This window comes from Burkholderia sp. L27(2015) (genome assembly GCF_009765705.1).
GTDB lineage: Bacteria > Pseudomonadota > Gammaproteobacteria > Burkholderiales > Burkholderiaceae > LMUX01.
Window position 1 is genome coordinate 33,611 of sequence record NZ_LMUX01000020.1, and the last position, 25,529, is coordinate 59,139.

General features: G+C 58.6%; 23 protein-coding genes. 15 read left to right on the plus strand and 8 right to left on the minus strand.

The annotated features are described in order from the left end of the window. Positions 1-12 precede the first annotated feature (12 nt). The 3 genes from GSQ77_RS17235 to GSQ77_RS17245 all read right to left on the minus strand — a co-directional run bounded on the left by GSQ77_RS17235 (position 13) and on the right by GSQ77_RS17245 (position 1,597). Positions 13-288 (minus strand): LysR family transcriptional regulator, encoded by a 276-nt coding sequence (locus tag GSQ77_RS17235; protein WP_158904005.1) that lies wholly within the window; start codon positions 286-288, stop codon positions 13-15. 130 nt (positions 289-418) lie between these two features. Further along, entirely contained in the window at positions 419-1,342 is a 924-nt protein-coding gene (locus tag GSQ77_RS17240) for a LysR family transcriptional regulator (RefSeq protein ID WP_158904006.1), read from the minus strand. Positions 1,343-1,402: 60 nt separating this feature from the next. After that, complete coding sequence (locus GSQ77_RS17245) at positions 1,403-1,597, minus strand: hypothetical protein (RefSeq protein ID WP_158904007.1); 195 nt, start codon at positions 1,595-1,597, stop codon at positions 1,403-1,405. Between the two features lie 65 nt (positions 1,598-1,662). Between GSQ77_RS17245 and oxlT the strand changes: the two genes are divergently transcribed. From oxlT to GSQ77_RS17295, 10 genes are all read left to right on the plus strand, one after another. Beyond that, a complete protein-coding gene (gene oxlT / locus GSQ77_RS17250; RefSeq protein WP_158904008.1) occupies positions 1,663-2,976 on the plus strand; it encodes an oxalate/formate MFS antiporter in 1,314 nt (437 codons plus the stop codon). Between the two features lie 40 nt (positions 2,977-3,016). Continuing rightward, positions 3,017-4,003 (plus strand): LysR family transcriptional regulator, encoded by a 987-nt coding sequence (locus tag GSQ77_RS17255; protein ID WP_158904009.1) that lies wholly within the window; start codon positions 3,017-3,019, stop codon positions 4,001-4,003. 339 nt (positions 4,004-4,342) lie between these two features. Then, the gene (locus tag GSQ77_RS17260; RefSeq protein WP_158904010.1) at positions 4,343-5,323 is read left to right on the plus strand and encodes a 2-dehydropantoate 2-reductase; all 981 of its coding nucleotides are present in this window, start codon (positions 4,343-4,345) and stop codon (positions 5,321-5,323) included. Positions 5,324-5,537: 214 nt separating this feature from the next. Further along, a complete protein-coding gene (locus GSQ77_RS17265) occupies positions 5,538-5,759 on the plus strand; it encodes a hypothetical protein (RefSeq protein ID WP_158904011.1) in 222 nt (73 codons plus the stop codon). Then, positions 5,749-6,468: a GntR family transcriptional regulator gene (locus GSQ77_RS17270; protein ID WP_158904012.1), complete on the plus strand. Its 720-nt coding sequence runs from the start codon at positions 5,749-5,751 to the stop codon at positions 6,466-6,468. The genes GSQ77_RS17265 and GSQ77_RS17270 overlap by 11 nt, the downstream gene beginning before the upstream one ends. 557 nt (positions 6,469-7,025) lie before the next feature. Beyond that, entirely contained in the window at positions 7,026-8,732 is a 1,707-nt protein-coding gene (gene oxc / locus GSQ77_RS17275; RefSeq protein WP_158904013.1) for an oxalyl-CoA decarboxylase, read from the plus strand. Between the two features lie 40 nt (positions 8,733-8,772). Next, a complete protein-coding gene (gene frc, locus GSQ77_RS17280) occupies positions 8,773-10,026 on the plus strand; it encodes a formyl-CoA transferase (RefSeq protein WP_158904014.1) in 1,254 nt (417 codons plus the stop codon). 170 nt (positions 10,027-10,196) lie between these two features. Continuing rightward, entirely contained in the window at positions 10,197-10,628 is a 432-nt protein-coding gene (locus GSQ77_RS17285; protein ID WP_158904015.1) for a PAS domain-containing protein, read from the plus strand. Between the two features lie 96 nt (positions 10,629-10,724). After that, a complete protein-coding gene (gene frc / locus GSQ77_RS17290) occupies positions 10,725-11,972 on the plus strand; it encodes a formyl-CoA transferase (protein WP_158904016.1) in 1,248 nt (415 codons plus the stop codon). A gap of 124 nt (positions 11,973-12,096) precedes the next feature. Then, positions 12,097-12,873 (plus strand): fumarylacetoacetate hydrolase family protein, encoded by a 777-nt coding sequence (locus tag GSQ77_RS17295; protein ID WP_158904017.1) that lies wholly within the window; start codon positions 12,097-12,099, stop codon positions 12,871-12,873. Between the two features lie 92 nt (positions 12,874-12,965). Here GSQ77_RS17295 and GSQ77_RS17300 read toward each other — a convergent pair whose 3' ends face one another. Then, positions 12,966-13,214 (minus strand): hypothetical protein, encoded by a 249-nt coding sequence (locus GSQ77_RS17300; protein WP_158904018.1) that lies wholly within the window; start codon positions 13,212-13,214, stop codon positions 12,966-12,968. A 578-nt stretch (positions 13,215-13,792) separates the two neighbouring features. On the opposite strand from GSQ77_RS17300, the gene GSQ77_RS17305 reads away from it, so the two are divergent. Beyond that, positions 13,793-15,364 carry an NADH-quinone oxidoreductase subunit M gene (locus tag GSQ77_RS17305; RefSeq protein WP_158904019.1) on the plus strand — a complete coding sequence of 524 codons (1,572 nt, stop codon included), beginning with the start codon at positions 13,793-13,795 and terminating at the stop codon, positions 15,362-15,364. 108 nt (positions 15,365-15,472) lie between these two features. Here the strand turns inward: GSQ77_RS17305 and pyk are convergent, their stop codons facing one another. The 4 genes from pyk to gcl all read right to left on the minus strand — a co-directional run bounded on the left by pyk (position 15,473) and on the right by gcl (position 20,421). Continuing rightward, entirely contained in the window at positions 15,473-16,894 is a 1,422-nt protein-coding gene (gene pyk, locus GSQ77_RS17310) for a pyruvate kinase (RefSeq protein ID WP_158904020.1), read from the minus strand. Between the two features lie 5 nt (positions 16,895-16,899). Then, positions 16,900-17,808, minus strand: coding sequence for a 2-hydroxy-3-oxopropionate reductase (gene glxR / locus GSQ77_RS17315; protein ID WP_301951170.1), 909 nt, complete (start codon positions 17,806-17,808; stop codon positions 16,900-16,902). An 85-nt stretch (positions 17,809-17,893) separates the two neighbouring features. Further along, positions 17,894-18,673: a hydroxypyruvate isomerase gene (gene hyi, locus GSQ77_RS17320; RefSeq protein WP_158904022.1), complete on the minus strand. Its 780-nt coding sequence runs from the start codon at positions 18,671-18,673 to the stop codon at positions 17,894-17,896. 2 nt (positions 18,674-18,675) lie between these two features. Then, the gene (gene gcl, locus GSQ77_RS17325) at positions 18,676-20,421 is read right to left on the minus strand and encodes a glyoxylate carboligase (RefSeq protein ID WP_158904023.1); all 1,746 of its coding nucleotides are present in this window, start codon (positions 20,419-20,421) and stop codon (positions 18,676-18,678) included. A gap of 193 nt (positions 20,422-20,614) precedes the next feature. On the opposite strand from gcl, the gene GSQ77_RS17330 reads away from it, so the two are divergent. The 4 genes from GSQ77_RS17330 to GSQ77_RS17345 all read left to right on the plus strand — a co-directional run bounded on the left by GSQ77_RS17330 (position 20,615) and on the right by GSQ77_RS17345 (position 25,173). Further along, positions 20,615-21,520, plus strand: coding sequence for a LysR family transcriptional regulator (locus GSQ77_RS17330; protein ID WP_158904024.1), 906 nt, complete (start codon positions 20,615-20,617; stop codon positions 21,518-21,520). 175 nt (positions 21,521-21,695) lie between these two features. Continuing rightward, positions 21,696-21,968 carry a hypothetical protein gene (locus GSQ77_RS17335; RefSeq protein WP_158904025.1) on the plus strand — a complete coding sequence of 91 codons (273 nt, stop codon included), beginning with the start codon at positions 21,696-21,698 and terminating at the stop codon, positions 21,966-21,968. 249 nt (positions 21,969-22,217) lie between these two features. Further along, positions 22,218-23,165: a TauD/TfdA family dioxygenase gene (locus tag GSQ77_RS17340; protein ID WP_158904026.1), complete on the plus strand. Its 948-nt coding sequence runs from the start codon at positions 22,218-22,220 to the stop codon at positions 23,163-23,165. 406 nt (positions 23,166-23,571) lie between these two features. Continuing rightward, positions 23,572-25,173: an inorganic phosphate transporter gene (locus GSQ77_RS17345; RefSeq protein WP_158904027.1), complete on the plus strand. Its 1,602-nt coding sequence runs from the start codon at positions 23,572-23,574 to the stop codon at positions 25,171-25,173. Positions 25,174-25,529: the final 356 nt, after the last annotated feature.

Here is a 25,529-nt window from a genome sequence, read left to right on the forward strand (position 1 = left end):
CCCCGCAGCGTGTCACGCGCCAGTTTGAAAACGCTGGTTCTTCTTATCCAGGATAAGCTGACTCAGGAAATCGACGTCGTAAGCTTTAAGCAAATACGGCTGATGCGTCTCAAGATAGCGCGCGATCGCTTCTTTTTCGTCGCGGGCATGTTGGAAATCGCTCAAAGTGGCTGAGTCCCAGCGGAACCGAAGCCCCAGTTCGCCGAACGCCGTGTTATAAGCGCACAGTTGGGCATGCTCGTCGGGACGCACGGCGCTTGCGTGAAGATGGAGATTGGCTTGGCCCATGTTGAGACTCCTCGCTTAACGAAATTGGTTAAGCCAAGAATAGAAGTCCCAATATATTTGCGATAGTTAAAGTTTTTTTGAAAAACCATAAATAATCAATTATGCATGGTGCTTCAGGCCCATGACGCCTTTACCATCGCAATCGCGTGATATGCTCGATCTGGCTTGCTCCTTCGCTGAGCAAAAAGTTTTTGAACGCTTCGGCGACCGGCGGCAACCGTTTGTTTTTGCGGTGCACCAAAAACCAGTTCAGCAAAACCGGAAAACCCTGAACGTCGAGCACGGCCAAGTTGCCGACCTGTAGTTCAAGGCTGATCGTGTGGGCCGACAGAAAACTGATGCCCATGCCCGCGATAACCGCCTGCTTGATGGTTTCCGTGCTGGTGATTTCCATCGCGATGTTGAGGTTGGGCAGGCGCCCGGCGAAACCCTCTTCCATGGAGTTACGCGTATCGGAGCCTTTTTCGCGCACCACGAACGGTTCTTTCGCCAGTGCCGAAATGGGGATATTCTTCTTGCGCACCAGGTGGTGATCGGGTGGCGCCACGATCACGTAAGGGTGGGGTGCAAAGGACAGGTTGGTCGTGTCCAGATCCTGTGGCGGACGTACCATAACGGCCAGGTCGGTCAGGTTGTCGTTGAGCTGGTGCAATAATTCCTCGCGGTTATGAACGGCCAAGTTCAGCGTAATGCCGGGATTACGCCGAGTGAACTCCGCCAAAAGCCTCGGGAAAAAATAATCGCCGGCGCTGATCACCGACACGTTCAGCTTGCCGCCCGAAATGCCTTGCAAGCGCGCCATCGCTTCCTCGGCCTCATGGAATTGCTGGATGATGGCGCGCGCGTAGCGCAACATTTCCGAGCCGGCCGGCGTGAGATATATTTTTTTGCCCAATTGCTCGAACAGCGGCTGACCGGCGTGGCCTTCGAGTTGTTTGACCTGGATCGAGACCGCGGGCTGCGTCAGGTAGAGCTCTTCGGCTGCGCGTGAGAAGCTCAAACGTCGTGCGACCGTCTCGAAAACCTTCAGTTGCCTCAGCGTAGCGTTCTTCATAATCGTGCGTCCAATCCATAAGTTATCACTTATCAATATAATAAGAATTTTTAACTATGCCTAATTGTTTTTCTCGGTCAGCATGAAGTCACTCAGGAGCCGGGCAGCACGAGCCAATGCGGGCTTAAGCTCTTTAACGCCGAAAAACGTAGCTTTCAAGCGTTTTTTGGGCCGTTTTGGAGCGAAATTTCTGGTTTCGCATTGAGCCGGGCGCCGCTTAAAAACGGTGACTTGATGATTTTTGAGCATACGCATGGAAAACCCCGTAGCTTTCGCACGAAAAGCCCGGAATAGTGAAAAAAATATAAGGAGACACCGTCATGGCCGACTCATCCGTGGTCAGTTCAAGACTGCATAGCCGATGGGCTCAATTAACCATCGGCATCCTCTGCATGGGGCTGGTTGCTAACCTTCAATATGCATGGACTTTATTCGTAGTCCCGATGGAAGCAAAAAATCATTGGGGCGGCGCGGCCATCCAGACCGCTTTTTCGATATTCATCGTTGTCGAGACATGGCTGGTGCCCGTGGAGGGCTGGCTGGTCGATAAATTCGGCCCTCGTCCTGTGGTGTTGATCGGTGCGGTCGGTGCCGCATTGGGCTGGGTGATCGACGCACACGCCACCACGCTTCCAGAACTCTACGCCGCCGCTGTGATTGCCGGTATCGGTGCAGGCTGCGTCTACGGTACTTGCGTGGGCAATGCGCTCAAATGGTTTCCAGATAAGCGTGGCCTGGCTGCCGGCTTGACTGCCGCAGGTTTTGGCGCAGGCGCGGCCGTCACGGTCATTCCGATTGGAAATATGATCCAGAGCTCGGGCTACGAACATACCTTCATGTTCTTCGGCATTTTCCAGGGCGTTTGTATCTTCGTGCTGGGCGCCTTGTTGGTCAGACCCAAGGTGCCGGCCAATGTCGCGGTCCTCAAGCGCCTGGTGTCGACCAAGGTGGACTATACGCCGGGACAAATGGTCAAGGCGCCGGTGTTCTGGGTGTTGTACCTGATGTTCGTGTTCGTCGCTGCCGGCGGAGTCATCGCGACCGCTCAGCTCGGGCCCATCGCCAAGGAATATGGTTTCGCCAAGCTGCCGGTGGTGCTCATGGGTTTGACGTTGCCGCTGCTGACCATGACGCTGTCGATCGATAATTTGCTCAACGGCTTAACGCGCCCCCTGTGCGGTTTCCTTTCGGACAAGATCGGTCGCGAGAACACCATGTTCCTGATTTTCATCGGTGAAGGGGTGGCATTGCTGGGCATGATGCAGTTCGGTCATGATCCGTACGCCTTCATGTTTTTCGCTGCGATGATCTTCCTTTGCTGGGGCGAGATTTTCTCGATCTTCCCGGCGACCTGCGCAGACACGTTTGGCAGTAAATACGCTGCGGCCAACGCTGGCACGCTCTACACGGCCAAGGGCACGGCTGCGCTGCTGGTGCCGCTGGCCTCGGTGTTGTCCACAGGTGGTTCCTGGGATGCGGTGTTTATCTCCACGGCAGTGATCTCCATCGTAGCTGGCCTGTCCGCCAAGTTTGTGCTGGCGCCGATGCGTCGACGTTGGATTGCCAATACCGCGATCGCCAGCGATCTCGAAGCGTCGCACTTTCGGCAATGGCCGGAAGGGTCGCACGAGTGAACTTGAGCACGATTCCCACCATCTCGTTACGTAGGGTTCCATGCTAACCTCGGCCCCCCTGTCCCGTGACACCGCGCAAGTGGAGACTCGCCTGAGCGCCAGCGAGATAGCGAATATCTCGTTGCGCCAGCTCAAGATCTTCGTTACGGTCGCCCGTAAAGCCAGCTTCACGCGCGCTGCAGACGAGTTCGGGCTGACGCAGTCGGCGGTAAGCCGCTGCATACGCGAGTTGGAGGATGAGCTGCATCTGCGGTTATTCGATCGCACCACGCGTCAAGTCGCGCTGACCCAGGCGGGCCATTATCTGGTGGCTCGTGTTTCGCCGCTGCTCGAAGAAATCGAGGCGACACTGCGTGATAGTCACGGAGCTCAAGACGGGCAGCGCGGCGTGGTCCATGTATCAAGTAGTCCTATTCTTTCTTCGATTTTGATGCCATCGTGTATTGCCGGGTGTCGTAATACGTACCCGAATATCTCGCTGGTGCTCAAAGACAAGGCTCAACCGCACGTTCTGGAAAGCGTGCGCAGCGGCGAAACGGATTTCGGCGTGGTTATCGAGCCGCCCGAGGCCGACGATATGCTCACCGAGCCGCTGTTTTTCGACCCGTTTTGCGTTGTGTTGCCGGTTAATCATCCGCTGGCAGCCAATCCTGTGATCGAGTGGCAGGATCTGACCGGCCTGCCGCTGGTAACGCTCGATGACGATTCCGGTAGCCGTCCCAAGTTCGACTACGCGCTCGCAGTTCATGGCGTGCCGCGGGGCGCTGTTCAGGAGTTGGCCCACGCCAGCGCGGTGTTCCGCATGGTCGAAGTCGGACTCGGGCTGGGCGTGGTGCCGACGCTGACTTTATCGCTTTTGGAAAGTCAGCGCCTGGTAGTACGTCCGCTGCAACCGGAGATTCGCGTTGCGATCATGCTGGTGCGCCGCAAAGGCCGCTCGTTGCGTCCCAATGCCACGGCGATCTGGGCGCAACTGGCACACCTGCTGGCCTCGTTCGAAACGTCCCCACTAGCGGCGGCCAATTAAAGCCGCCTTCGCCTGTCCCCTCGGTTGACGGCGGAAAATAGCTGGTCAGTAGGAAACCGGTCGGCGCCCGCGCCTATATCTTCATGATCGCAGGCGTTCGAGCCAAGCCGGGTGCCGATCGGCGCTTCATCCGATAGCCTGCCAAGTAGTCCCATTCCCTCGTCTGAACCCACCAGAACTTGCGCCCGGACGACGCTCGTCCTTCACACTGCGTCTTCTGACTTAAATCATTGATTTTATTCAAATAACTGATCAATAAGCACCTTGCCTTTCAAACTTCTGATATGTAGTATGTAATATATCAATATAAAACGCATTCAATTGATCAGGAGAAATGACATGAAGATCTGTGTCTATGGAGCGGGAGCGATTGGGGCCTATCTGGGCGCGCAATTGGCCACGGTCGGCGCCGACGTGAGTTTTGTCGCGCGTGGCGCGCATCTGGCTGCGATGCAGGCACACGGCGTACGCTTGCAGATCGGCGATGATGAGCGCGTCGTCAAGGTACGCTGTACCGCCGATGCTGCCGAACTGGGCCCGCAGGACTACGTGATCATCGCACTCAAAGCGCATTCGGTGCCATCGGTCGTGACGGCGATCCAGCCTCTGCTGGGCAAGGACACCGCGATCGTCACCGCGGTCAACGGCATTCCTTATTGGTATTTTCACGGCCACGGCGCTGAATTCGCCGGCACCACGCTGGAAAGCGTCGACCCAGGCGGTTTGCAATGGCAACACCTCGGCCCCGAGCGAGCCATCGGTTGCGTGCTGTATCCCGCGGCCGAACTGGTCGCGCCCGGGGTCGTCAAGCATGTGTACGGCAAGAAATTCCCGATCGGCGAGCCCAACGGCGAACGCACCCCGCGGATTCAACACTTGCACGAAGTCATGGAGGCGGCGGGGTTCGACGCCCCGATTCGCGACAACATCCGCGACGAGATCTGGCTCAAGCTGTGGGGGAATCTGTGCTTCAACCCGATCAGCGCCTTGACGCATGCCACGCTCGACGTCATTACTGGCGACCCCGGCACGCGCGCCGTCTCACACACAATGATGAAGGAGGCGCAAGCGATCGGCGAACGCCTCGGTGTGCATTTCAGGGTCAGCGTGGATAAACGCATCGATGGCGCCGGCGCTGTCGGCGCTCATAAGACATCGATGCTGCAAGATCTGGAAAGCGGCCGGCCGATGGAAATCGATCCGCTGCTCACGGTGATACAGGAGATGGGGCGGCTGGTAGGGCAGGCGACGCCAACCATCGATGTGGTGCTCGCGCTGATCAAGCAGCGCGAGTTCATTGCGCAAAGGCGGGCTGCCTGACAGCTAAAATCGGGACAAACCCGGGAAAACCCGGGGAGAACGCGGAGGAAATCCGGAAGAGAGCCTACAAAACTCCGCGAAACACCAAGTAAACCCGTATACATCTTGTAACACTTTTAGCGAAGTCTCTGATATATTGTATTTGAAATTCATTGCGCCATGATGCGACGCAACATATAATTGGGTCTCTAAATCATTTTCTCTGGAGCTCAACATGGCAACGTCGCTTTTAGCAGCCTTGGCTATCGGTGTGATCGCATTCGGTGCTGGCATGACGTATTTGATGACGGTAACCATTCCTGCCACCGTGCTCAAGCACGCGCAGAACAATGGTCGTTTCGCTGGTCTGGAAGCTGAAGAATCGCGCGGCGGTTCCGGTAAGGCTATCTCGACCGGTCATCGGAATGTAGGAAAACAATCATTCAATGTCTGCTGATATTCCAAATGTCGCGCGTCCACTGCCCCTAAGACTGGCGCTACAGCCGATCAACGCCGGTATTTCGCTGCGTGATCAGGCTTATATAAAGCTGCGGCAAGCCATCGCCGAAGCCGATATTTACGGGTCTCGAGAAGAGATCCGGCTGGATGAGAAAGATTTGACTGAAGCGCTCGGTGTAAGCCGAACGCCGATACGCGAGGCGATGACCTTGCTCGAGCAGGAAGGCTTCCTGCGCACCGTGCCTCGGCGCGGCGTCTACATTTTGCGCAAGACGAAGCAGGAAATCGTTGAAATGATCCAGATGTGGGCGGCTCTGGAGAGCATGGCGGCTAGGTTGGCCACGATACGCGCTACCGACGAGGAAATTGCCCAGTTGCGGCACATGTTCGACAATTTCCGCGACGACACGCCGGCGACGCATATCGAAGAGTATTCCGAAGCCAACATCGAGTTCCACCAGGCGATTGTGCAACTGGCGAAGTCGCAGATCATCTTCGACACCATCCGGAACATCTTTGTGCATGTCCGTGCCATACGCAAGATGACGATTTCGCAGAGCGACCGTGCCTCGCGTTCTATCGTCGATCACATGCGCATCATCGAAGCGCTCGAAGCGCGCGACACCGAACTGGTGGAGCGGCTGGTACGCGACCATTCGCTCGACTTGGCTGTGTACGTCGAAGCCAACTGCGATTTTCTCGACTAACTAGATACGCTGCACGACCCTCATTGCGGGCCGCCCGGGACATGTTCCCGAGCGGCCCGCTTGGCTTTGCGCCCATCGCTTTCTCTCGTTGACCCCGCGCGGGCGCGTGCGCCCCGTGTGTGACCGCGCGTACGCGCCGCAAACACGTCCCAAGCACGCCACGCAGGGGAAACGCGCCTATTTATAAAATCCAGTATGTGATATATCTAATACCGATGCGTTAAGACGGCGGGATTGATGCGTGCGCTTCAGCAATGGGGCGCATTCACGATAGCAGGATCTTAACGAGACAAAACTCTCATAGGTTTCAAGTATTTGAGTGCAATGCACCAAATAAATAGCCGCTTTGTTATGGGCTGGCGCTGACGGCAATATTGCGACGCAGCAACGTTGGAATCAGTAAAAAATGTGTTGAATTAATTTTGTGTATGAAATATTGTATATCACAGGGTCCTGAGCAACTCGCAGCTAGCTGGCGCGCTACGACAGGGTCGGGACATCAGTGAAATCGCACACCACCATCTAGCAGTCATAAAAAGACGGAGAGACATCTCAATATGACAAACGACGCACAAGCACAAGAAGTGACCGACGGTTTCCATCTGGTCATCGATGCTTTGAAACTAAACGACATCGACACCATCTTCGGTCTGGTCGGCATTCCGATCACCGACCTGGCGCGCCTCGCGCAAGCCGAAGGCATGCGCTTCATCGGTTTTCGTCATGAACAGCACGCGGGCAACGCGGCGGCGATCGCCGGCTATATGACGCAAAAGCCCGGGATCTGCATGACCGTGTCCGCGCCCGGTTTCCTGAATGGCCTGACTGCGCTGGCCAATGCAACCACCAACTGCTTTCCGATGATCCTGATCAGCGGGTCGAGCGAGCGAGAAATTGTCGACCTGCAGCAGGGCGACTATGAAGAGATGGACCAACTCAACGCAGCCAAGCCCTATGCCAAGGCCGCCTACCGTATTCTGCATGCCGAAGACATCGGCATCGGCGTAGCGCGCGCGATCCGTGCGGCGGTGTCCGGCCGCCCCGGCGGCGTATATCTGGATTTGCCGGCGAAACTGCTGGCCCAAACGTTGGACGCAGTGCAAGGGAAGAAATCGCTGGTGCGCGTAGTCGACGCCGCTCCGCGTCAAATCCCCGCGCCCGATTCGATCAAGCGCGCGCTCGAGGTGCTCAAGGGCGCCAAGCGGCCGTTGATACTGCTGGGTAAAGGCGCAGCCTACGCTCAGGCCGATGCGGACATCCGCGCGCTCGTGGAAAAGACCGGCATTCCTTATCTGCCAATGTCGATGGCCAAGGGCCTGTTGCCAGACACCCACGCGCAGTCGGCTTCAGCCGCACGCTCGTTCGTACTGGCCGAGGCCGATGTTGTACTGCTGATCGGTGCACGCCTGAACTGGCTGTTGTCGCATGGCAAGGGCAAGACCTGGGGCGGACCGAAGCAGTTCATCCAGGTCGACATCTCGCCCACGGAAATCGACAGCAACGTGGCGATCGCAGCACCGGTCATCGGTGACATCGGCTCCTGCGTGTCGGCGCTGCTGGCCGGCATCGATTCCGGCTTCGCCAAGCCCAACGCCGAATGGACGGGAGCGATCGCCGAGCGCAAGGAAAAGAACCTGGCGAAGATGGCGGCCACGCTCGACCAAAATCCGTCTCCGATGAATTTCCATAGCGCCCTGCGTGCGATTCGCGACGTGCTGAAGACGCGCCCCGACATCAACGTCGTCAACGAAGGCGCGAACACGCTCGACTACGCGCGCAGCATCATCGATATGTACGAACCGCGCAAGCGTTTCGACTCCGGTACCTGGGGCATCATGGGCATCGGGATGGGCTTTGCGATTGGCGCTGCGGTCACCAGCGGCAAGCCGGTCGTGGCGATCGAAGGCGACAGCGCGTTCGGCTTCAGCGGCATGGAGTTGGAGACCATCTGCCGCTATGACCTGCCGGTCTGCACGATCGTCTTCAATAACAACGGCGTATATCGCGGCACCGACGTGAACCCGACGGGCGGCAAGGATGTGGCGCCCACGGTGTTCGTCAAGGGTGCCCGCTACGACAAGATGATAGAGGCATTCGGTGGCATCGGCTGCCACGTCACGACGCCGGCAGAGCTGACCCGTGCGCTTCGTGAAGCCATCGAATCCGGTAAGCCGACACTGATCAACGCCGTTATCGACGAAGCCGCAGGTACCGAGAGCGGACGTCTGACGAATTTGAACCCGCAAAGCGCGAAAAAGAAATAAAAGCTATCAACCCAGGCTATCCAACCCAGGAGAACACCAAATGAGCAGCAAACCCCTCGAGGGCATCAAGATCATCGACTTCACCCACGTGCAAGCGGGTCCGGCATGTACGCAGATGTTGGCTTGGTTCGGCGCCGACGTGATCAAGGTTGAACGTCCCGGTTCGGGCGACGTAACGCGCACTCAGTTGCGCGACATCCCCGACGTCGACGCGTTGTACTTCACGATGCTCAACAGCAACAAGCGGTCGCTGACGCTGGACACGAAGAAACCCGAAGGCAAGGAAGTACTGGAAAAGCTGATTCGGGAATCCGACGTGCTGGTCGAGAATTTCGGTCCGGGCGCGTTGGACCGCATGGGATTCTCGTGGGAGGTTCTGAAGGAACTGAATCCGAAGATGATCGTTGCATCGGTCAAGGGTTTCAGCGACGGTCACCACTATGACGACTTGAAGGTCTACGAAAACGTCGCGCAATGCGCCGGCGGTGCGGCTTCGACCACCGGTTTCTGGGACGGCCCGCCGACGATCAGCGCTGCGGCGCTGGGCGATAGCAACACGGGTATGCATCTGGCGATCGGTATCTTGACCGCGCTGATCGGCCGCGAAAAAACCGGCAAGGGCCAGCGCGTGGCGGTCTCGATGCAGGACAGCGTGCTTAACCTGTGCCGCGTCAAACTGCGCGATCAGCAACGCCTGGACCGTCTGGGTTTCCTGGAAGAGTATCCGCAATACCCGCATGGCGAATTCAGCGATGTCGTGCCGCGCGGCGGCAACGCGGGTGGCGGCGGCCAACCGGGTTGGGTGCTCAAGTGCAAGGGCTGGGAAACCGATCCGAACGCTTATATCTACTTCACGATCCAGGGTCACGCTTGGGCGCCGATCTGCAAGGCGCTCGGCAAGCCTGAGTGGATCGACGATCCGGCCTACGCGACGGCCCAGGCACGTCAGCCGCATATCACCGAAATTTTCGCCGCGATCGAAGTATGGCTTGCCGACAAGACCAAGTTCGAAGCAGTCGATATTCTGCGCAAATTCGATATTCCGTGCGCACCGGTGCTGACGATGAAAGAACTGGCCAACGATGAGTCGTTGCGCGCCAGCGGGACCATTGTGGAAGTCCAGCATAAGGAACGTGGCCCCTATCTGACGGTGGGCAGCCCGATCAAGTTCTCGGACATGAAACCCGAGATCACCGGGTCTCCGCTGCTGGGCGAACACACGGACGAGGTGCTGGCCGGCCTTGGCTACAACTCGGAACAAATCGCCAAGTTGCATACGGCTAATGCGGTTTAAGGGCTAGGGTAGGTTGCGCCGATCTACAGCCGCCGGGCGAATTGCAAGCCGGGGGCTGCGGATCTCACACCGGATATCCAGCGGTGGCGCTTCGGAACTCATGAATACGGCGCCCGATGTGGGCGCCGTATTCGCTTAAGATAGCCAATTGAAACCCTTCGGAGAGCCAGATGCAATCAACCATAGATTTCGAGCAGCTGATCGCGTCGATTGGCGACGCCGTCGTCATTTCCGATGCGAACGGCGCCATCACGTTGTGGAACCCGGCCGCAGAGTTCATGTTCGGCTTTACGCGCGAGGAAGCGATCGGGCAGTCGCTCGACTTGATCATTCCCGAGCGCTTGCGCCAACGCCATTGGGATGGTTATAACAAGACCATGGAAACCGGCCAGACTCGCTATGGTCACGATGTGCTGCGCGTGCCGGCGGTGCATAAGGATGGGCGTGCGATGTCGATCGCATTTACCGTGGCGATGCTGTACGACGCGCAGAAAAAAGTATCGGGGATTGCGGCCATCATGCGTGACGAGACGGTGCGCTTTAACGAAGAGCGCAGTTTGCGCAAACGCTTGACCGAATTGGAAGCCAAGTCGGCAGGGTAAAGTAGACCGCGGCGCCGGCATCGGTAGACCGCGGCACCCGGCACTGGTAGACCGCGGCCGCGGCACTATGGCCTTTTGAGCAGGAAGGAGAAGACGATGAGCGAGGCACTCAAAGGCGTTCGGATATTGGATTTTACCCACGTGCAATCGGGTCCCACCTGTACGCAGTTACTGGCATGGTTCGGCGCCGACGTGATCAAGGTCGAACGCGCGGGCGAGGGCGATGCGACGCGCGCGCAATTGCGCGATATTCCCGATGTCGATAGCTTGTATTTCACGATGCTCAATCACAACAAGCGCTCGATCACGCTGGACACCAAAACCGCGAAGGGCAAGGAAATCCTCGAAACCCTGATCAAGCATTGCGACGTGCTGGTCGAGAACTTCGCGCCGGGCGCGCTGGATCGCATGGGTTTTACCTGGGAGCGCATCAACGAGCTCAACCCGCGTATGGTTGTGGCGTCTGTCAAAGGTTTCGGCGCAGGCAAATACGAGCACTGCAAGGTCTATGAGAACGTGGCGCAATGTGCCGGCGGCTCCGCTTCGACCTCGGGCTTCGATGATGGACCGCCGATGGTCACCGGGGCACAGATCGGCGATAGCGGCACGGGCTTGCATCTGGCGCTGGGCATCATGGTGGCACTGTTCCAGCGCAATACCACCGGGCGTGGCCAGAAGGTACTGGCGGCCATGCAGGACGCCGTGCTCAATTTGTGTCGCGTCAAGCTGCGCGATCAGCAGCGGCTTGAGCGCACCGGCACGATGCATGAGTATCCGCAATATCCCGACGCGAAATTTGGCGACGCGGTGCCCCGCGCGGGTAATGCCTCGGGCGGCGGCCAACCGGGTTCGATCCTGAAATGCAAGGGCTGGGAGACCGATCCCAACTCCTACATTTATTTCATCACCCAGGGCGCGGTGTGGCCGGCTATCTGCAAGGTCATCGGCGAAGAAAGTTGGATCCATGACGACGGCTACGCGACACCGGCTGCGCGACTGCTGCATCTGAAACCGATCTTCGCGCGCATCGAGCAATGGACCATGACCAAGACCAAGTTCGAGGCCATGGAAATCCTGAACCAGTACGATATTCCGTGCGGACCTATCCTGTCGATGAAGGAGATTGCCGAAGACACCGAGTTGCGGGCGACCGGGACTATCGTCGAGGTCGACCATCCCAAGCGCGGCAAATATCTGACGGTGGGCAATCCGATCAAGCTGTCGGATAGTCCGACCCACGTGACCCGTTCGCCTTTGCTTGGCGAACACACGGAAGACATACTCGCGCAGCTCGGGTATAGCGACCAATACATCGAGACGCTTAGAAGCGAACACGTAATCTGAGGGTAGTGGCCGGGGGCGGGGCATTTCGTTTCCGGAGGACTTTCATATAAATTATGCATAACTAAATAATTTGGCTGCGAATTTTTCGTTGAATGAGCCCGCGGTCGAAGAAAGGAAAAAATCAATGAAGCAATGGGTCCGTTACACAATGGGTCGGGATACGCTTGGCTTTGGTGTCCTCGACGGCGACGCCGTGAGCGAATACGAAGGTGATCTTTTCGGCAAGCCGGTCGCGACAGGTCGAGTGCATAAGCTTGATGCGCTGACTTTGCTGAGCCCGTGCGTGCCCGGCAAGATCGTCGCGTTGTGGAATAACTTCCACGCCTTGTCGGCCAAGCTCGGCAAGTCGATTCCCAAGCATCCGCTATTCTTGATCAAGCCGTCGACCAGCCTCGCGGGGCCGCGCGAGGCGATCCGTCGACCGGTCGGCTATGGTGGGAAAATTGCGTATGAAGGGGAGTTGGGCATCGTGATCGGCCGGGCGTGCAGCAATGTGTCCGTGGCGGACGCTGCCGATTATATCTTCGGCTATACCTGCGTCAACGACGTGACTGCGGGCGATCTGCTCAACGAAGACCCGAATTTCGCTCAATGGTGTCGGGCCAAAGGCTACGACACGTTCGGCTGCATCGGACCGGCTATCGCCACTGATTTCGAGTGGGCTGGCGCCAACGTGGTCACCACGCTAGATGGCGTCGAACGCCAGAACTATCCCTTGTCCGATATGGTTTTTTCGCCGGCCGAGCAGGTCAGCATGATCTCTCGGGACATGACATTGCTGCCAGGGGACGTGATTGCCTGCGGGACTTCAATCGGCATCGGTTCCATCAAGGACGGCGCAACCGTGGAAGTGAGCATCGTCGGCATAGGCACGCTTTCGAACACACTGAGTGTCGATTGATAGGCCGATAGGCGAAATAGGCCAGAGGTAGGCGAAATGGATAGGCTGACTGGAGCCGATGCCGCCCGCCTGCCCGCCATGCATCATGGGTTTTAATTGCGCGCGATTAGATCGCCCACGTTCGCGCGGCCGGTAACCAGGCAATTCGATAGGAAATTTTCACTCTGCGCAGTGGACATGATCTCCGGATAGCCCTTTCCCAACGCGTCCGATTTGACCAGCTCAGCGCCTTTTGCACATGTTATCGAGGCCGGTTCCCCTGCTTGCGCATGCATGAATGCGCGATCCGAAATAACAAAAACAAGGATCGCGGCTACGGCAAGGTTGAATGCTTTTCTCATGGTTTGCCTCCTCCTGTAACCAGCGTAGCGCGAACCATGGATTCTGGATGTCCGGGATTTCCCGATTTGGCTGCGTGCATGCGGCCCGGGATCGCGCGGCCAGTGCGCGGATGAGCTGTCTCGCGGCGAAACAGGGGCGACAGTTTTCCCGAGCCATCGACGAAAATTGAAAGGTAATTGTATGGTTTAGCGTAATCGAAGCCACCGTCCGACGGCGAGCGATTTGACGTCAAAACGTGCCCGCAGTTGCTCTGACCCCCATCAAATTCGCGTAACGCCCAAGCAGGAAATGTGCGAGCGCGCATTCCGTTGTGTTGGGAGCGCCCTGAAACCCCCGAAAATAAAGGCTTTCAACCAAATTGCCAGGCCCTTATTTTGGTGCGCTGCAAAATAATTGAGATTGAATTATCCTCGTTAACCCTTGGGCTTAATTCAGGTCCTGTTGGGTGTGATGGCTTCCTTACAGCGGCAGCCGCGTTGCACCCGGGAACAGTTTTTTTTATCCGATTTTCTTACAAAGCTTTCATTTTCCCAGGCCGCCTGGGAGCGTCGCAAGAATTACAAGGCCCTGTCATTCAATGCAATCCGTCCCGCTTTTAAGCACGTTTCCCGTTCCGTATCTGAGCCTGGCGATCTGGGTTCCCATCCTATTCGGCATTCTCATCTTGCTGACAGGCTCGGACAGTAAGCCGGCAGCCTCGCGCTGGCTTGCGCTCATAGGCTCTATCGTGAGTCTGTTGTTAACGATCCCGCTGATTGCGGGCTTTAACGACGCCACCGCGGCCATGCAGTTCGTCGAGCTTCACGACTGGATACCCGAGTTCAACATTGCCTATCACCTGGGGATCGACGGTATCTCCTTGTGGCTGGTGGTGCTAACGGCATTCACAACGCTCATCATTGTGATCGCGTCGTGGAACGTGATTACCTATCGCGTTGCGCAGTATCTCGCGTCGTTCCTGTTCCTTTCGGGCATGATGACGGGCGTATTCGCGTCGCTCGACGGCATGTTGTTTTTCGTGTTTTTCGAAGCGACCTTGATCCCGATGTACTTGTTGATCGGCGCTTGGGGCGGCGCGAGCAGGGTAGCGGCTGCGATGAGGTTTTTCTTCTTCTCGTTGATCGGCTCGCTACTGATGTTGGTTGCGCTGCTCTATCTGCACCAGCAATCGCATACCTTCGATATGGACGCTTGGCGGAATTTGCAGCTCGGCTTTACGGCGCAACTGCTGATCTTCATCGCCTTCTTCGCGGCCTTCGCGGTCAAGGTACCGATGTGGCCGGTCCATACGTGGTTGCCGCAAGTCCATCTTGAAGCGCCGACGGGCGCATCCGTCATGCTGAGCATGCTGAAGCTGGGCGCCTACGGCTTCTTGCGGTTCTCTCTGCCCATCACGCCCGACGCCAGCCATTTCTTCGCACCGGTGATGATCGTGCTGTCACTGGTGGCGGTTATCTACGGGAGCCTCGTCGCGCTCGCACAAGTCGATATGAGCAAGCTGGCCGCTTACTCGTCGGTCGCGCATATGGGACTCGTGACGCTGGGTCTCTTCGTCTTCAACGGGGTCGCGGCTGAAGGCGCGATAGTGCAGATGATTTCGTACGGTTTTGTCTCGGGTGCGCTCTTTCTTTGCATCGGGATGTTCCACGAAAGAATGCATACCGGAGCGATCGACGCCTATGGCGGGGTCGCCAACGTGATGCCGAAATTCGCGGTGTTCGCGATGATCTTCGCGATGGCCAATGTCGGCCTGCCAGGCACATCGGGCTTTGTGGGCGAGTTCCTGGTGATCTTGGGTGCAATCAAGTTCAGTTTCTGGATCGGCGCATTGGCCGGGCTGACGCTCATTCTGAGTGCCGCTTACACCTTGTCGATGTACAAACGCGTGTTCTTCGGCGCGGTGGCTAACCATAACGTGGCGCGACTACGCGACATCGGCAAGCGCGAATTTGTGATGCTGGGCGCGATGGCCGCATTGGTGCTCTTCGTGGGCGTATATCCGCGACCGTTCACGGATGCGATCGGTGCGTCGTCCGCGAATATGCTCACGCAAGCGCAGCGCTCGAAGCAACCGGCGGAGAATGAACCGACCCGCAACGCGAGCCAGCCCGCTCCAAGCGAAGTCCAAGATTCACGCCCTCCGGCGTGAACCCTCGGGGAGGGGGGCGGCCTCGGCCAGGGTGTTGCGCCGATTACGTTGTTTGCTCATGTAGCCCGCTCATGTAGCGCCCCCCTGTAGCAGGCCCCTGTAGCGCGTTCACATAGCCCCGACTTCGGCCACACGCAGCAGGTTGGTCGTGCCGCCTTGCCCAAACGGCATCCCGGCGGCGATCGTGATCTGATCGCCCGCCACCGCATACCCCTCGGTCACCACCGCATCGCACGCCGCTCTCACCATCTCATCGACGTTTTGCACATCGGGGCTGACAGTAGAGTGCACGCCCCAGGCAACCGCGAGGCGCCGGGCTATGTGAACATGCGGCGTAATGCTGACGATAGGCGCGCCCGGGCGTTCGCGTGCCGCTCGCAGGCTGGTCGCACCCGACGAGGTGTAGGTCACGCTGGCGACCGCACCGATGATCTGCGTGACTTCGCGCAGCGCCGCGCAGATCGCATCCTGACGCGTCGATAGCGGTGTTTCGTGTTGCGCATCGATGAGCTTGCGATAAAACGGATCGCGCTCGGCCTCCACCACGATGCGATTCATCATCGCCACGGCCGCGACCGGATGCTTGCCGCTGGCCGACTCGGCCGACAGCATGACGCAGTCCGCACCGTCATAGATCGCACTGGCGACATCGGACGCTTCGGCGCGGGTCGGCACCGGCGAATCCACCATCGATTCCAGCATCTGCGTCGCCACCACCACGGGCTTGCCGAATTGCCGGCACACGCGAAGAATGCGCTTTTGCACACCAGGTACGCGCTCGGGCGGCAGCTCCACGCCCAGATCGCCGCGCGCCACCATCACGACATCGCTGGCATTGATGATCAACTCGAGCTCGCCCAGTGCCTGCGGTTTTTCTATTTTCGTGAGCAAGCCGGCGCGGTTGCCGATCAGCTTGCGCGCATCGAGCACATCGGCTTCGCTTTGCACGAACGAAAGACCGATCCAGTCGACGCCAAGCGACAACGCAAAATCGAGGTCGACCAGATCCTTCTCGGTGAGTGCCGCGATCGGCACCACAGCGTCGGGCACGTTGACGCCCTTGCGGTTCGACAGGATGCCGCGGTTGGCCACATGCGTCACGATCCGCACAGCGGTGACGCTGTCGATCACAAGCTGCACTTTTCCATCATCGATCAACAGCGATTGGCCCGGTGCGACCACGTCGAATAACTCGGGATGGGGCAGATAAACGCGCGAACTATTGCCCGGCGTCGGATCGCGATCCAGTACGAATTGCTGGCCCGCTTGTACCTCGACGCGCTCCTCGGCAAATGTGCCGATGCGCAGCTTCGGGCCCTGCATATCGGCAAGAATGCCGATCGGGCGGCCCACGTCGCGCTCGACCGCACGCACGGCTTCGAGCCGACGGCGGTGGTCTTCGTGAGTGCCGTGACTGAAATTCAGGCGAAACACATCGGTGCCCGCGTCGAACAGCTTGCGGATCATCGCCTGGTCGCTGCTGGCAGGGCCCAGGGTGGCGATGATCTTGGCTTTGCGTTGTCGTCTCATGAGCTTCAGCCTTGCGCGATCTGATGGTTCGACATCAGCTCGATCGCGCGACACAGCGCCGAGTGGTCCAACTGGCCCATGTCGTGCGCCGCGCACGCGTTCATCAGTTCCTGCGCGGTAGCCGTGTTGGGCAGCGAGATACCGAGGGCCTTGGCGCCTTGCAAGGCGAGATTCAAATCTTTCTGATGCAGCTCGATGCGAAAGCCGGGATTGAAGGTACGCTTGACCATGCGCTCGCCGTGTACCTCCAGGATGCGCGACGATGCGAAACCGCCCATGAGCGCCTGGCGCACCTTGGCCGGGTCGGCGCCCGCTTTCGAAGCGAACAGCAGCGCCTCGGCGACCGCCTGGATATTGAGCGCGACGATGATCTGATTGGCGACCTTGGTGGTCTGCCCGTCGCCATTGCCGCCCACCAGCGTAATGTTTTTGCCCATCAGCTCGAACAGCGGCTTGACCTTGTCGAACGCTTTTTCCGGACCGCCGACCATGATGGTCAGCGAGGCGGCCTTGGCGCCAACTTCGCCGCCCGACACCGGAGCGTCCAGGTAGTCGCAGCCGAGCGCATTGATCTTGCTCGCGAACTCCTTGGTCGCGATCGGCGAAATCGAACTCATGTCGATGACGATTTTTCCGGACGAAAGGCCCGACGCCACGCCGTGCGCATCGAACAGCACCGCTTGCACGTGAGGCGTATCGGGCACCATCACGATCACGATATCGGACTGTTGCGCAACCTCGGCGCCCGAAGCGCACGTGACCGCGCCGTGACCGGTCAGCTCTACGGGTAGGGGGCGCCGATCGTGCAAATACAATTGATGGCCGCCTGCCTGCAGATTGGCGGCCATGGGCGTACCCATGATGCCAAGACCAATGAATCCGACTTTTGCCATGCTCGACTCCTGATTACCGATGGTTCGTGTTTGGATGAGGGATAAATGCGTGCGCCGCCGCTAAGACACGCGCGCCGCCGCTAGGCCGCGCCCGCCAGCGCCGAAATTACACGCCATGCTCGGCGCGCCATTTCAGCCCATCCACGGTGTTCGTTTTGGGCTTGTATTCGCAGCCGATCCATCCGTCGTAGCCGATCTCCTCCAGCCACGCAAACAGGAAGCGATAGTTGATCTCGCCGGTGCCGGGTTCGAATCGGCCCGGATTGTCGGCGAGCTGCACATGCTTGATACGGGCGAGGTTCTCTTGCAGGGTCTGGGCCAATTCGCCTTCCATGCGTTGCATGTGATAGATGTCGTACTGCACGAAAATATTGTCCGAGCCGGTTTGCGCGATCAGGTCTAGCGCTTGGTGCGTGCCGGTCAGCACGAACCCCGGAATATCGAAGCAATTGATCGGCTCGATCAGCAGACGGATGTTTTCCTTTTTCAACTTGTCTGCAGCGAACCGCAGATTCTCGACCAGGGTGGCTAACGCCTGTTCCCGTGGCAGGTCCGGCGGCACGATACCGCTCAGGCAATTGAGCTGCTTCACGCCAAGTGCCTTGGCGTATTGGATCGCCTCGTCCACGCCTTCCTTGAATTCGCCGACTCGCTTCGGATGGCAGGCGATGCCACGCTCACCCGCGGCCCAATCGCCGGCCGGCAGGTTATGCAGCACGAGATCGAGTTGATACAGGTTGAGCTGATCGCCGATCTCGGCCATGTGGAACGCATACGGGAACAGAAACTCCACACCCCGAAAACCATGCAGTGCGGCTTGTTCAAACCTTTTCATAAACGGCACTTCGGTAAAAAGCATCGTCAGGTTTGCGGCAAGTTTGGTCATGACTATTCCTTGATATCCAGGATTTCTTCGAACTCGTTGATCTTGTCGATCTCGGTGCCCATGGCGATATTGGTGATGCGCTCGAGTATCACTTCGACGACCACCGGCACCTGATACTCCTTGACCCATTTGCGCGCTTGCTCGAGCGCTGGGCGGATCAGATCGGGCTTGAACACGCGGATCGCCTTGCAACCCAAACCTTCGGTCACGGCGACGTGATCGACGCCATAGCCTTTGAGCTCGGGTGCATTGATGTTCTCGAACGCGAGCGAAACGCAGTAATCGATGTCGAAGGTGCGCTGCGCCTGGCGGATCAACCCGAGATAGGAGTTGTTCACGAGCACGTGGATGTAGGGCAGTTTGAATTGCGCACCGGCGGCCAGCTCTTCGATCAGGAACTGGAAGTCGTAGTCGCCGGTGACCGCTACGATCTCCGCATTCGCATCGGCGGCCCGCACGCCGAGCGCGGCCGGCACGCTCCAGCCCAACGGACCCGCTTGGCCGCAGTTGATCCAGTTGCGCGCCTTATACACATGCAGGAATTGCGCACCGGCAATCTGCGACAGGCCGATGTTGCTGACGTAGCGCGTGTCGCGGCCGAATACGGCGTTCATTTCCTGGTACACGCGTTGCGGCTTGATCGGTTCGTTGTCGAAATCGGTCTTGCGCAGCATGGTGCGCTTGCGCTGCTGGCACTCGGCCACCCAGGTGTCGCGCGCCTTGAGCTTGCCGGCGTCGCGCCACTTCCTGGCGGTTTCGACGAACAGTTCGAGCGCCGCTCCGGCGTCGGATGCGATGCCGAAATCCGGCCCGAACACGCGGCCGATCTGGGTCGGTTCGACATCGACGTGGACAAAGGTGCGGCCTTTGGTGAACACTTCCATCGAACCGGTAAACCGATTGCCCCAGCGATTGCCGATACCCAGCATGAAGTCCGACGCCAGCACGGTGGCGTTGCCGTAGCGGTGGCTGGTCTGCAGCCCGGCCATGCCGGCCATCAAGGCGTGATCGTCGGGAATCGTGCCCCAGCCCATCAATGTCGGGATCACCGGTACGTTGACGATCTCGGCAAACTCCACCAGCAGCGCCGCGGCGTCCGCGTTCACGACACCGCCGCCCGATACGATCAACGGACGCTGCGCGGCGTTGAGCATGGTCAACGCTTTTTCGATTTGCTTGAGCGTTGCACGGGGCTTATACACCGGCAGCGGCTCGTACATGTCGGGATCGAATTCGATCTCGGCCATTTGCACGTCATAGGGCAGGTCGATCAGCACCGGGCCTGGACGGCCCGAACGCATCACATGAAACGCCTGCTGAAACACCTGCGGCACCAGCGCCGGCTCGCGCACCATCACCGACCACTTGGTCACCGGTTTGGAGATCGATTCGATATCGACTGCCTGGAAATCTTCCTTGTACAAGCGCGCACGCGGCGCCTGGCCGGTAATGCACAAGATTGGAATCGAATCGGCCTGCGCGGAATACAAGCCCGTGATCATGTCGGTGCCACCGGGGCCAGACGTGCCGATGCACACTCCTATGTTGCCGGCACGCGCACGCGTGTAGCCCTCGGCCATGTGCGATGCACCCTCGACGTGACGCGCGAGCACATGCTTGATGGTGCCCTGGGTCTTGAGCGCGGCGTAGAGCGGATTGATCGCGGCGCCGGGTACGCCGAACGCCTGCGCGACGCCTTCTTTTTGCATCACCCATACGGCGGCCTGTGCTGCTGTCATCTTCGGCATGCTGGTTTCCTCCTGATCGAACGTTTTTTTCACCTGGGTCGATGGTAGTGGCTAGGTACAAATTTGATAATTGGAGGATTAAGATAGGGATTGCGTACCAAAAGTATCGAATGGAAGGGCTGGGACGATGTGTTGGACTAATGAGCTGAAGTAATGAGTGAAGTAATGAGTTGAACCGGGAGATCGCTGCACCGTGGATAAATTCAAACAAATCGAAGCGTTTGTGACGGCGTCGGACAAAAGCAGCTTTGCCGCCGCGGCAGCTGTGCTGCATGTCACGCCGGTAATCGTCGGGCGGCGTGTCGAGGCGCTCGAATCGCGCCTGGGTGTGCGATTGCTGCACAGGACCACGCGTCGGCTGGTGCTGACCGAGGAAGGATCGGTCTATCTCGACCAGTGCCGCAAGCTGTTGGGCGAACTGGAGCTTGCCGAAAATGCGATTTCCGAGGGGCGCCATAAGGTGACCGGCCACCTTGTGGTGTCGGCGCCGGCCGCGTTCGGGCGCAAGCATGTCGCACCGCATGCACGAGCGTTTGTCGCGGCGCATCCGGATCTGAAGATTTCATTCAACCTGACCGATCGCGTGGTCGATCTGGTTCAGGAGGGCTATGACATGGGGATACGGATCGGCGGCAATATCGATCCGAGTTTCGTCGCGATCAAGCTCGCGTCCAATCAGCGCGTGGTATGCGGCACGCCCGAATATTTCAAAAAATATGGTGTGCCCCATACCTTGGAGGATCTGGCCCAGCACAATTGCCTTGCCTTTAACCTGCAGGGCGGGCAGCAGCGCGGCTGGTATTTCAGGCAACGCGGCAAGCCGGTGACGCTGCGCGTGGACGGCAATCTGGATTGCAACGACGGCGAGCTATTGCATCGCTGGATGAGCGAGGGACTGGGGCTGGGCTGGCGCTCGCAATGGGAAATCCAATCGCAATTGGAAAGCGGCGAACTCGAAACGGTGCTGGATGAGTTTGCGCTGCCGCAATACGACATCCTCGCGGTGTATTCGCAGCAACGCCATGTACCGGCCAAAGTCCGCTTGTTTATCCAGCATCTCAAAGCCGCGTATGGCGCGAAAGGTTATTGGCAAACGTAGCGCCCCCTTTGGCGCTGGCGGTCCCGTCGCGTTAGCGCTGACATCGTTCGTGTGGTGCGTCGCGAACTGCGCGGCGATGATCATTGCAACCATTTTGGGACGCTGCGATCCAAACGGCTTGAGCACAATCGCTAGCCGTCACATTGGCCGTCACATTCTTAACCGGGAAATTGCAATGATTAAAACTTTCGAGCATACGATCAACGGCCAACCGACGCCTTTTTGTGTGGCGTTGGCTGAAGGTCCCGACGGCGCGCGCGCGGTGATCAGCACCGCCGATTCGGCCAAGACGCTGGTGGTGATGGATATCCTTGGCGTGATCGGATCGATCAAGAGCGCACTGGAATCGACCGACGATTTTCTCGACCGCGCCGCGCGCAAAGCGGCAGACGAAGGCTTGATCGATCGGGCGATCAGCACCGGCGAACCGCAGCAGGGCGCGATTTAGACACGGGCTGGCGCTTGGATCGGGAACGCTCGGTGGTAGCGTCACGCCGTCAGCCTCAGGCGGCAAGCGTTGAGGCGCAAGCTTTGGGTCACAAGCTTCGAGTCACAAGCTTCGAGTCACAAGCTTAATCAAGCCAGCCTGCTTTGCAAATGAAAATAAGTCGGTTGGGCGAGGCGGCGGGGGCGCCTAACATGCCTGTGAGTGATCCAGGCATGAGCCAGGGTCTCGAACTCACCAGGAGACCACCGCATGAACGCAGCCGTACTTGAGCATCATTCCAGTGTGGAAGTAAAACCGCTATCGGCCCACATCGGCGCCGAGATTTCCGGCGTCGACCTCGCTGCCTCGTTGAGCGACTCGCAGGTCGCGACGATACGCGCGGCGCTGCTCAAATGGAAAGTGGTATTTTTTCGCGAGCAGTTTCTGTCGCATGCGCAGCAGATCGCGTTTGCCCGTCACTTTGGAGATCTGACCGTCGGTCACCCCGTATTCGGACACGTCGACGGCCATCCCGAGATCTATTCGGTCGGCAAGGATCGCAAGGCGAACCGCTTCGCCGGTCAGCCGGTACTCAGACCCTGGTCGGGCTGGCATACCGACGTGACCGCAGCGGTCAACCCACCTTACGCGTCGATATTGCGCGGCGTGACGATTCCACCGTATGGCGGCGACACGCAATGGACCAATCTGGTGAGAGCGTACGAGACTTTGTCCGAGCCGGTGCGCAGGCTGGTCGATGGCCTGCGCGGCGTGCATCGTTTCACCGCACCGGCGGGTGCCGCCCCCACGCGTGATTTCGATGATGCGGTGCAGCGTACTGCACTGGTCAGCGAACATCCGCTCGTGCGCGTTCATCCGGAAACCGGCGAGCGGGCGCTCTTTGTGAGTCCGAGCTTTCTCAAGCACATCGTCGGCGTGACGCCACGCGAAAGCCAGGTCTTGCTGGAGTTGCTCTGGGAACACGTGACGCGACCCGAATTGACCGTGCGTTTCAAATGGGAAGCGGGCAGCGTCGCGTTCTGGGATAACCGGGCTACCGCCCACCTCGCACCTACCGATATTTTCGACCTCGCGTTCGATCGCCAACTTTATCGGGTCACGTTGGTCGGCGACGTACCGGTCGGCCCTGACGGACGTCCGTCGCTTGCACTCGAAGGCAGTCCGGTCAACGCGGCGCAGGCCTTGGCGCTGAACTGAAAAGCCGGTGTGCCGCAGCAAGCATCAGCAAGCATAGGCTATGCCGGGGCGTCGTGCGAGGCGTACTAAGTAGCCTAATGAGCAGGCTTAATGAGCAGGCTCATCAAGCAAAATTAATGTGCTGGTTTACTGTGTGGTTGTGGCGATTTTTATCGCGCTTGCGATAGCGATTGTCTTTTTCTTAACGACCGGCTTCGGCCGGTTTTTCGTTTATGATTTAAATTGATAAGCAGTACGTGACTGTCATTAAAGTGTCATTTTGGCGAACTAAGCTACGGCGACGCGGCAATTAAAAGACATTCGCACGTCGCGGCAACTGTCGCCGGCCGATTTGCTCCCGCAAGCATGCTGGTCCATGGTCTGTCCCGATCTCCACATTCCCTTCGTTGCTTTCGCGAGAAAGATCATGTCACAACCATCTGCAAGCAATCGGTTCGACAAAAGCGCACAAAAGGATAGCCAGAAGTGGCTCGGCCTGGGCTTGTTCGGTATTTTCCTGATCGCCGGGCTGGGCTATTCGGGCGCGCATTTGGTTGGCGATCTGGCCAGCGGGCCGCCGCTAACCTTCTTGCCCTATTTGCTGTTGGGGGTGGCGCTGATGATTGCGCTGGGCTTCGAATTCGTCAACGGCTTCCACGACACCGCGAACGCCGTGGCTACCGTGATCTACACCAATTCGCTGAGCCCGCCGATCGCCGTGGTCTGGTCGGGATTCTGGAATTTCGCCGGCGTGCTGACTTCGAGCGGCGCGGTAGCGTTCGGGATCATTACGCTGTTGCCGGTCGAATTGATTTTGCAGGTGGGCAGCAGCGCAGGTTTTGCCATGGTATTCGCGCTGTTGATCGCGGCCATTATCTGGAACCTCGGCACATGGTACTTCGGCCTGCCGTCATCCAGCTCGCACACGATGATAGGCTCGATCATCGGTGTTGGACTGATGAACCAATTGATGGCTGTCAGCACCGCTGTGAGCGGCGTGGATTGGTCCCAGGCGGCGAGCATCGGCAAAGCGCTGCTGTTTTCGCCATTGATCGGCTTTTTCGCTGCGGCCTTGTTGTTGTGGCTGGCTAAATCGCTGATCAAGGTCCCGGCGTTGTACAAAGCCCCCAAAGGTAATGAGCCGCCGCCGTTGTGGATACGCTCGCTGCTGATCCTGACCTGTACCGGCGTGAGTTTCGCGCACGGTTCCAACGATGGTCAAAAAGGCATGGGCTTGATCATGCTGATCCTGATCGGCACGGTGCCCACGGTTTATGCGCTCAACCATGCCGTGCCGGCCGAGCAAGAAGCGAAATTCGCCCTGTATTCGCAACAGGCCGCGGCGGTTTTCGATAAACAGACCGATGGTGCGCAATTTGCCGCGGGTACCGATCCGCGTCCCGCTGTGACGACGTTTATTCGCACTCCACAAACCGCACCGGTGCCCGACGCCGCATTGAGCACGCTGATTCGTGAGACTGCCGAACGTGTCTCCCATTTCGGGTCGGTCGATACGGTGCCGCCCGCAGCCGCGACCAACATACGCAACGACATGTACCTGACCGGTGAAGCGATCCGATTGATCGACAAGAACCATCGGATCGGGCAGGACAAGAGCGATTCCGATGCACTGAAGGCCTACCGCGATTCACTCGACGCGTCGACCAAATTCATCCCGACCTGGGTCAAGGTTGCGGTCGCAATCGCGTTGGGCCTGGGCACGATGGTGGGCTGGAAGCGTATCGTCGTAACGGTGGGCGAAAAGATCGGCAAGGATCATCTGAATTACGCGCAAGGCGCCAGTGCCGAGGTGGTGGCGATGGCCACCATAGGCGCGGCGGATGCCTTCGGTTTGCCGGTCAGTACGACCCACGTATTGTCGTCCGGCGTGGCGGGTGCAATGATGGCCAACGGCTCCGGCTTGCAGATGGGCACCATCCGCAACATGGTGATGGCATGGGTTCTGACTTTGCCGGTTTCGATCTGCCTGTCGGGTGCCTTGTTCTGGATCTTTCGTCACTTGTTCTAGGCTAAGCGCGCGCTTTTACCCGGCCAGTTACGCCGCATGAAACAGCCCGCCAGAAAATATCTGGTCGGGCTGTTTTTTTGGGGAGCATGGTGAGCCGGGCAACAATCACTGGGCGGCGGGCGCGGGGCGTCATGGTTCTGTGCAGCTTGATGTCTATCGGTAGTTACCCGAGGCTGGTCGGCCCGCATGCTAAAAAAACAGCGCCGGATTGCGGGGTTTATAAAAAAAACGGTTCGCAAGCCCGTGCGGCGTGCGCCGGGATGCCGGGGAAAATGCTATCTTCATAAACCGGCTGAGCGCGCGATTCGCCCGCAGCAAAACGAGCCTGGCTTCGACTTGCCATGGCGCCGATTGCG

What these genes read in the sequence shown, in the direction of transcription:
- GSQ77_RS17235 (WP_158904005.1), bottom strand. Translation starts at nt 288, where the DNA reads ATGGGCCAAGCCAATCTCCATCTTCACGCAAGCGCCGTGCGTCCCGAC.
- GSQ77_RS17240 (WP_158904006.1), bottom strand. Translation starts at nt 1,342, where the DNA reads ATGAAGAACGCTACGCTGAGGCAACTGAAGGTTTTCGAGACGGTCGCA.
- GSQ77_RS17245 (WP_158904007.1), bottom strand. Translation starts at nt 1,597, where the DNA reads ATGCGTATGCTCAAAAATCATCAAGTCACCGTTTTTAAGCGGCGCCCG.
- oxlT (WP_158904008.1), top strand. Translation starts at nt 1,663, where the DNA reads ATGGCCGACTCATCCGTGGTCAGTTCAAGACTGCATAGCCGATGGGCT.
- GSQ77_RS17255 (WP_158904009.1), top strand. Translation starts at nt 3,017, where the DNA reads ATGCTAACCTCGGCCCCCCTGTCCCGTGACACCGCGCAAGTGGAGACT.
- GSQ77_RS17260 (WP_158904010.1), top strand. Translation starts at nt 4,343, where the DNA reads ATGAAGATCTGTGTCTATGGAGCGGGAGCGATTGGGGCCTATCTGGGC.
- GSQ77_RS17265 (WP_158904011.1), top strand. Translation starts at nt 5,538, where the DNA reads ATGGCAACGTCGCTTTTAGCAGCCTTGGCTATCGGTGTGATCGCATTC.
- GSQ77_RS17270 (WP_158904012.1), top strand. Translation starts at nt 5,749, where the DNA reads ATGTCTGCTGATATTCCAAATGTCGCGCGTCCACTGCCCCTAAGACTG.
- oxc (WP_158904013.1), top strand. Translation starts at nt 7,026, where the DNA reads ATGACAAACGACGCACAAGCACAAGAAGTGACCGACGGTTTCCATCTG.
- frc (WP_158904014.1), top strand. Translation starts at nt 8,773, where the DNA reads ATGAGCAGCAAACCCCTCGAGGGCATCAAGATCATCGACTTCACCCAC.
- GSQ77_RS17285 (WP_158904015.1), top strand. Translation starts at nt 10,197, where the DNA reads ATGCAATCAACCATAGATTTCGAGCAGCTGATCGCGTCGATTGGCGAC.
- frc (WP_158904016.1), top strand. Translation starts at nt 10,725, where the DNA reads ATGAGCGAGGCACTCAAAGGCGTTCGGATATTGGATTTTACCCACGTG.
- GSQ77_RS17295 (WP_158904017.1), top strand. Translation starts at nt 12,097, where the DNA reads ATGAAGCAATGGGTCCGTTACACAATGGGTCGGGATACGCTTGGCTTT.
- GSQ77_RS17300 (WP_158904018.1), bottom strand. Translation starts at nt 13,214, where the DNA reads ATGAGAAAAGCATTCAACCTTGCCGTAGCCGCGATCCTTGTTTTTGTT.
- GSQ77_RS17305 (WP_158904019.1), top strand. Translation starts at nt 13,793, where the DNA reads ATGCAATCCGTCCCGCTTTTAAGCACGTTTCCCGTTCCGTATCTGAGC.
- pyk (WP_158904020.1), bottom strand. Translation starts at nt 16,894, where the DNA reads ATGAGACGACAACGCAAAGCCAAGATCATCGCCACCCTGGGCCCTGCC.
- hyi (WP_158904022.1), bottom strand. Translation starts at nt 18,673, where the DNA reads ATGACCAAACTTGCCGCAAACCTGACGATGCTTTTTACCGAAGTGCCG.
- gcl (WP_158904023.1), bottom strand. Translation starts at nt 20,421, where the DNA reads ATGCCGAAGATGACAGCAGCACAGGCCGCCGTATGGGTGATGCAAAAA.
- GSQ77_RS17335 (WP_158904025.1), top strand. Translation starts at nt 21,696, where the DNA reads ATGATTAAAACTTTCGAGCATACGATCAACGGCCAACCGACGCCTTTT.
- GSQ77_RS17340 (WP_158904026.1), top strand. Translation starts at nt 22,218, where the DNA reads ATGAACGCAGCCGTACTTGAGCATCATTCCAGTGTGGAAGTAAAACCG.
- GSQ77_RS17345 (WP_158904027.1), top strand. Translation starts at nt 23,572, where the DNA reads ATGTCACAACCATCTGCAAGCAATCGGTTCGACAAAAGCGCACAAAAG.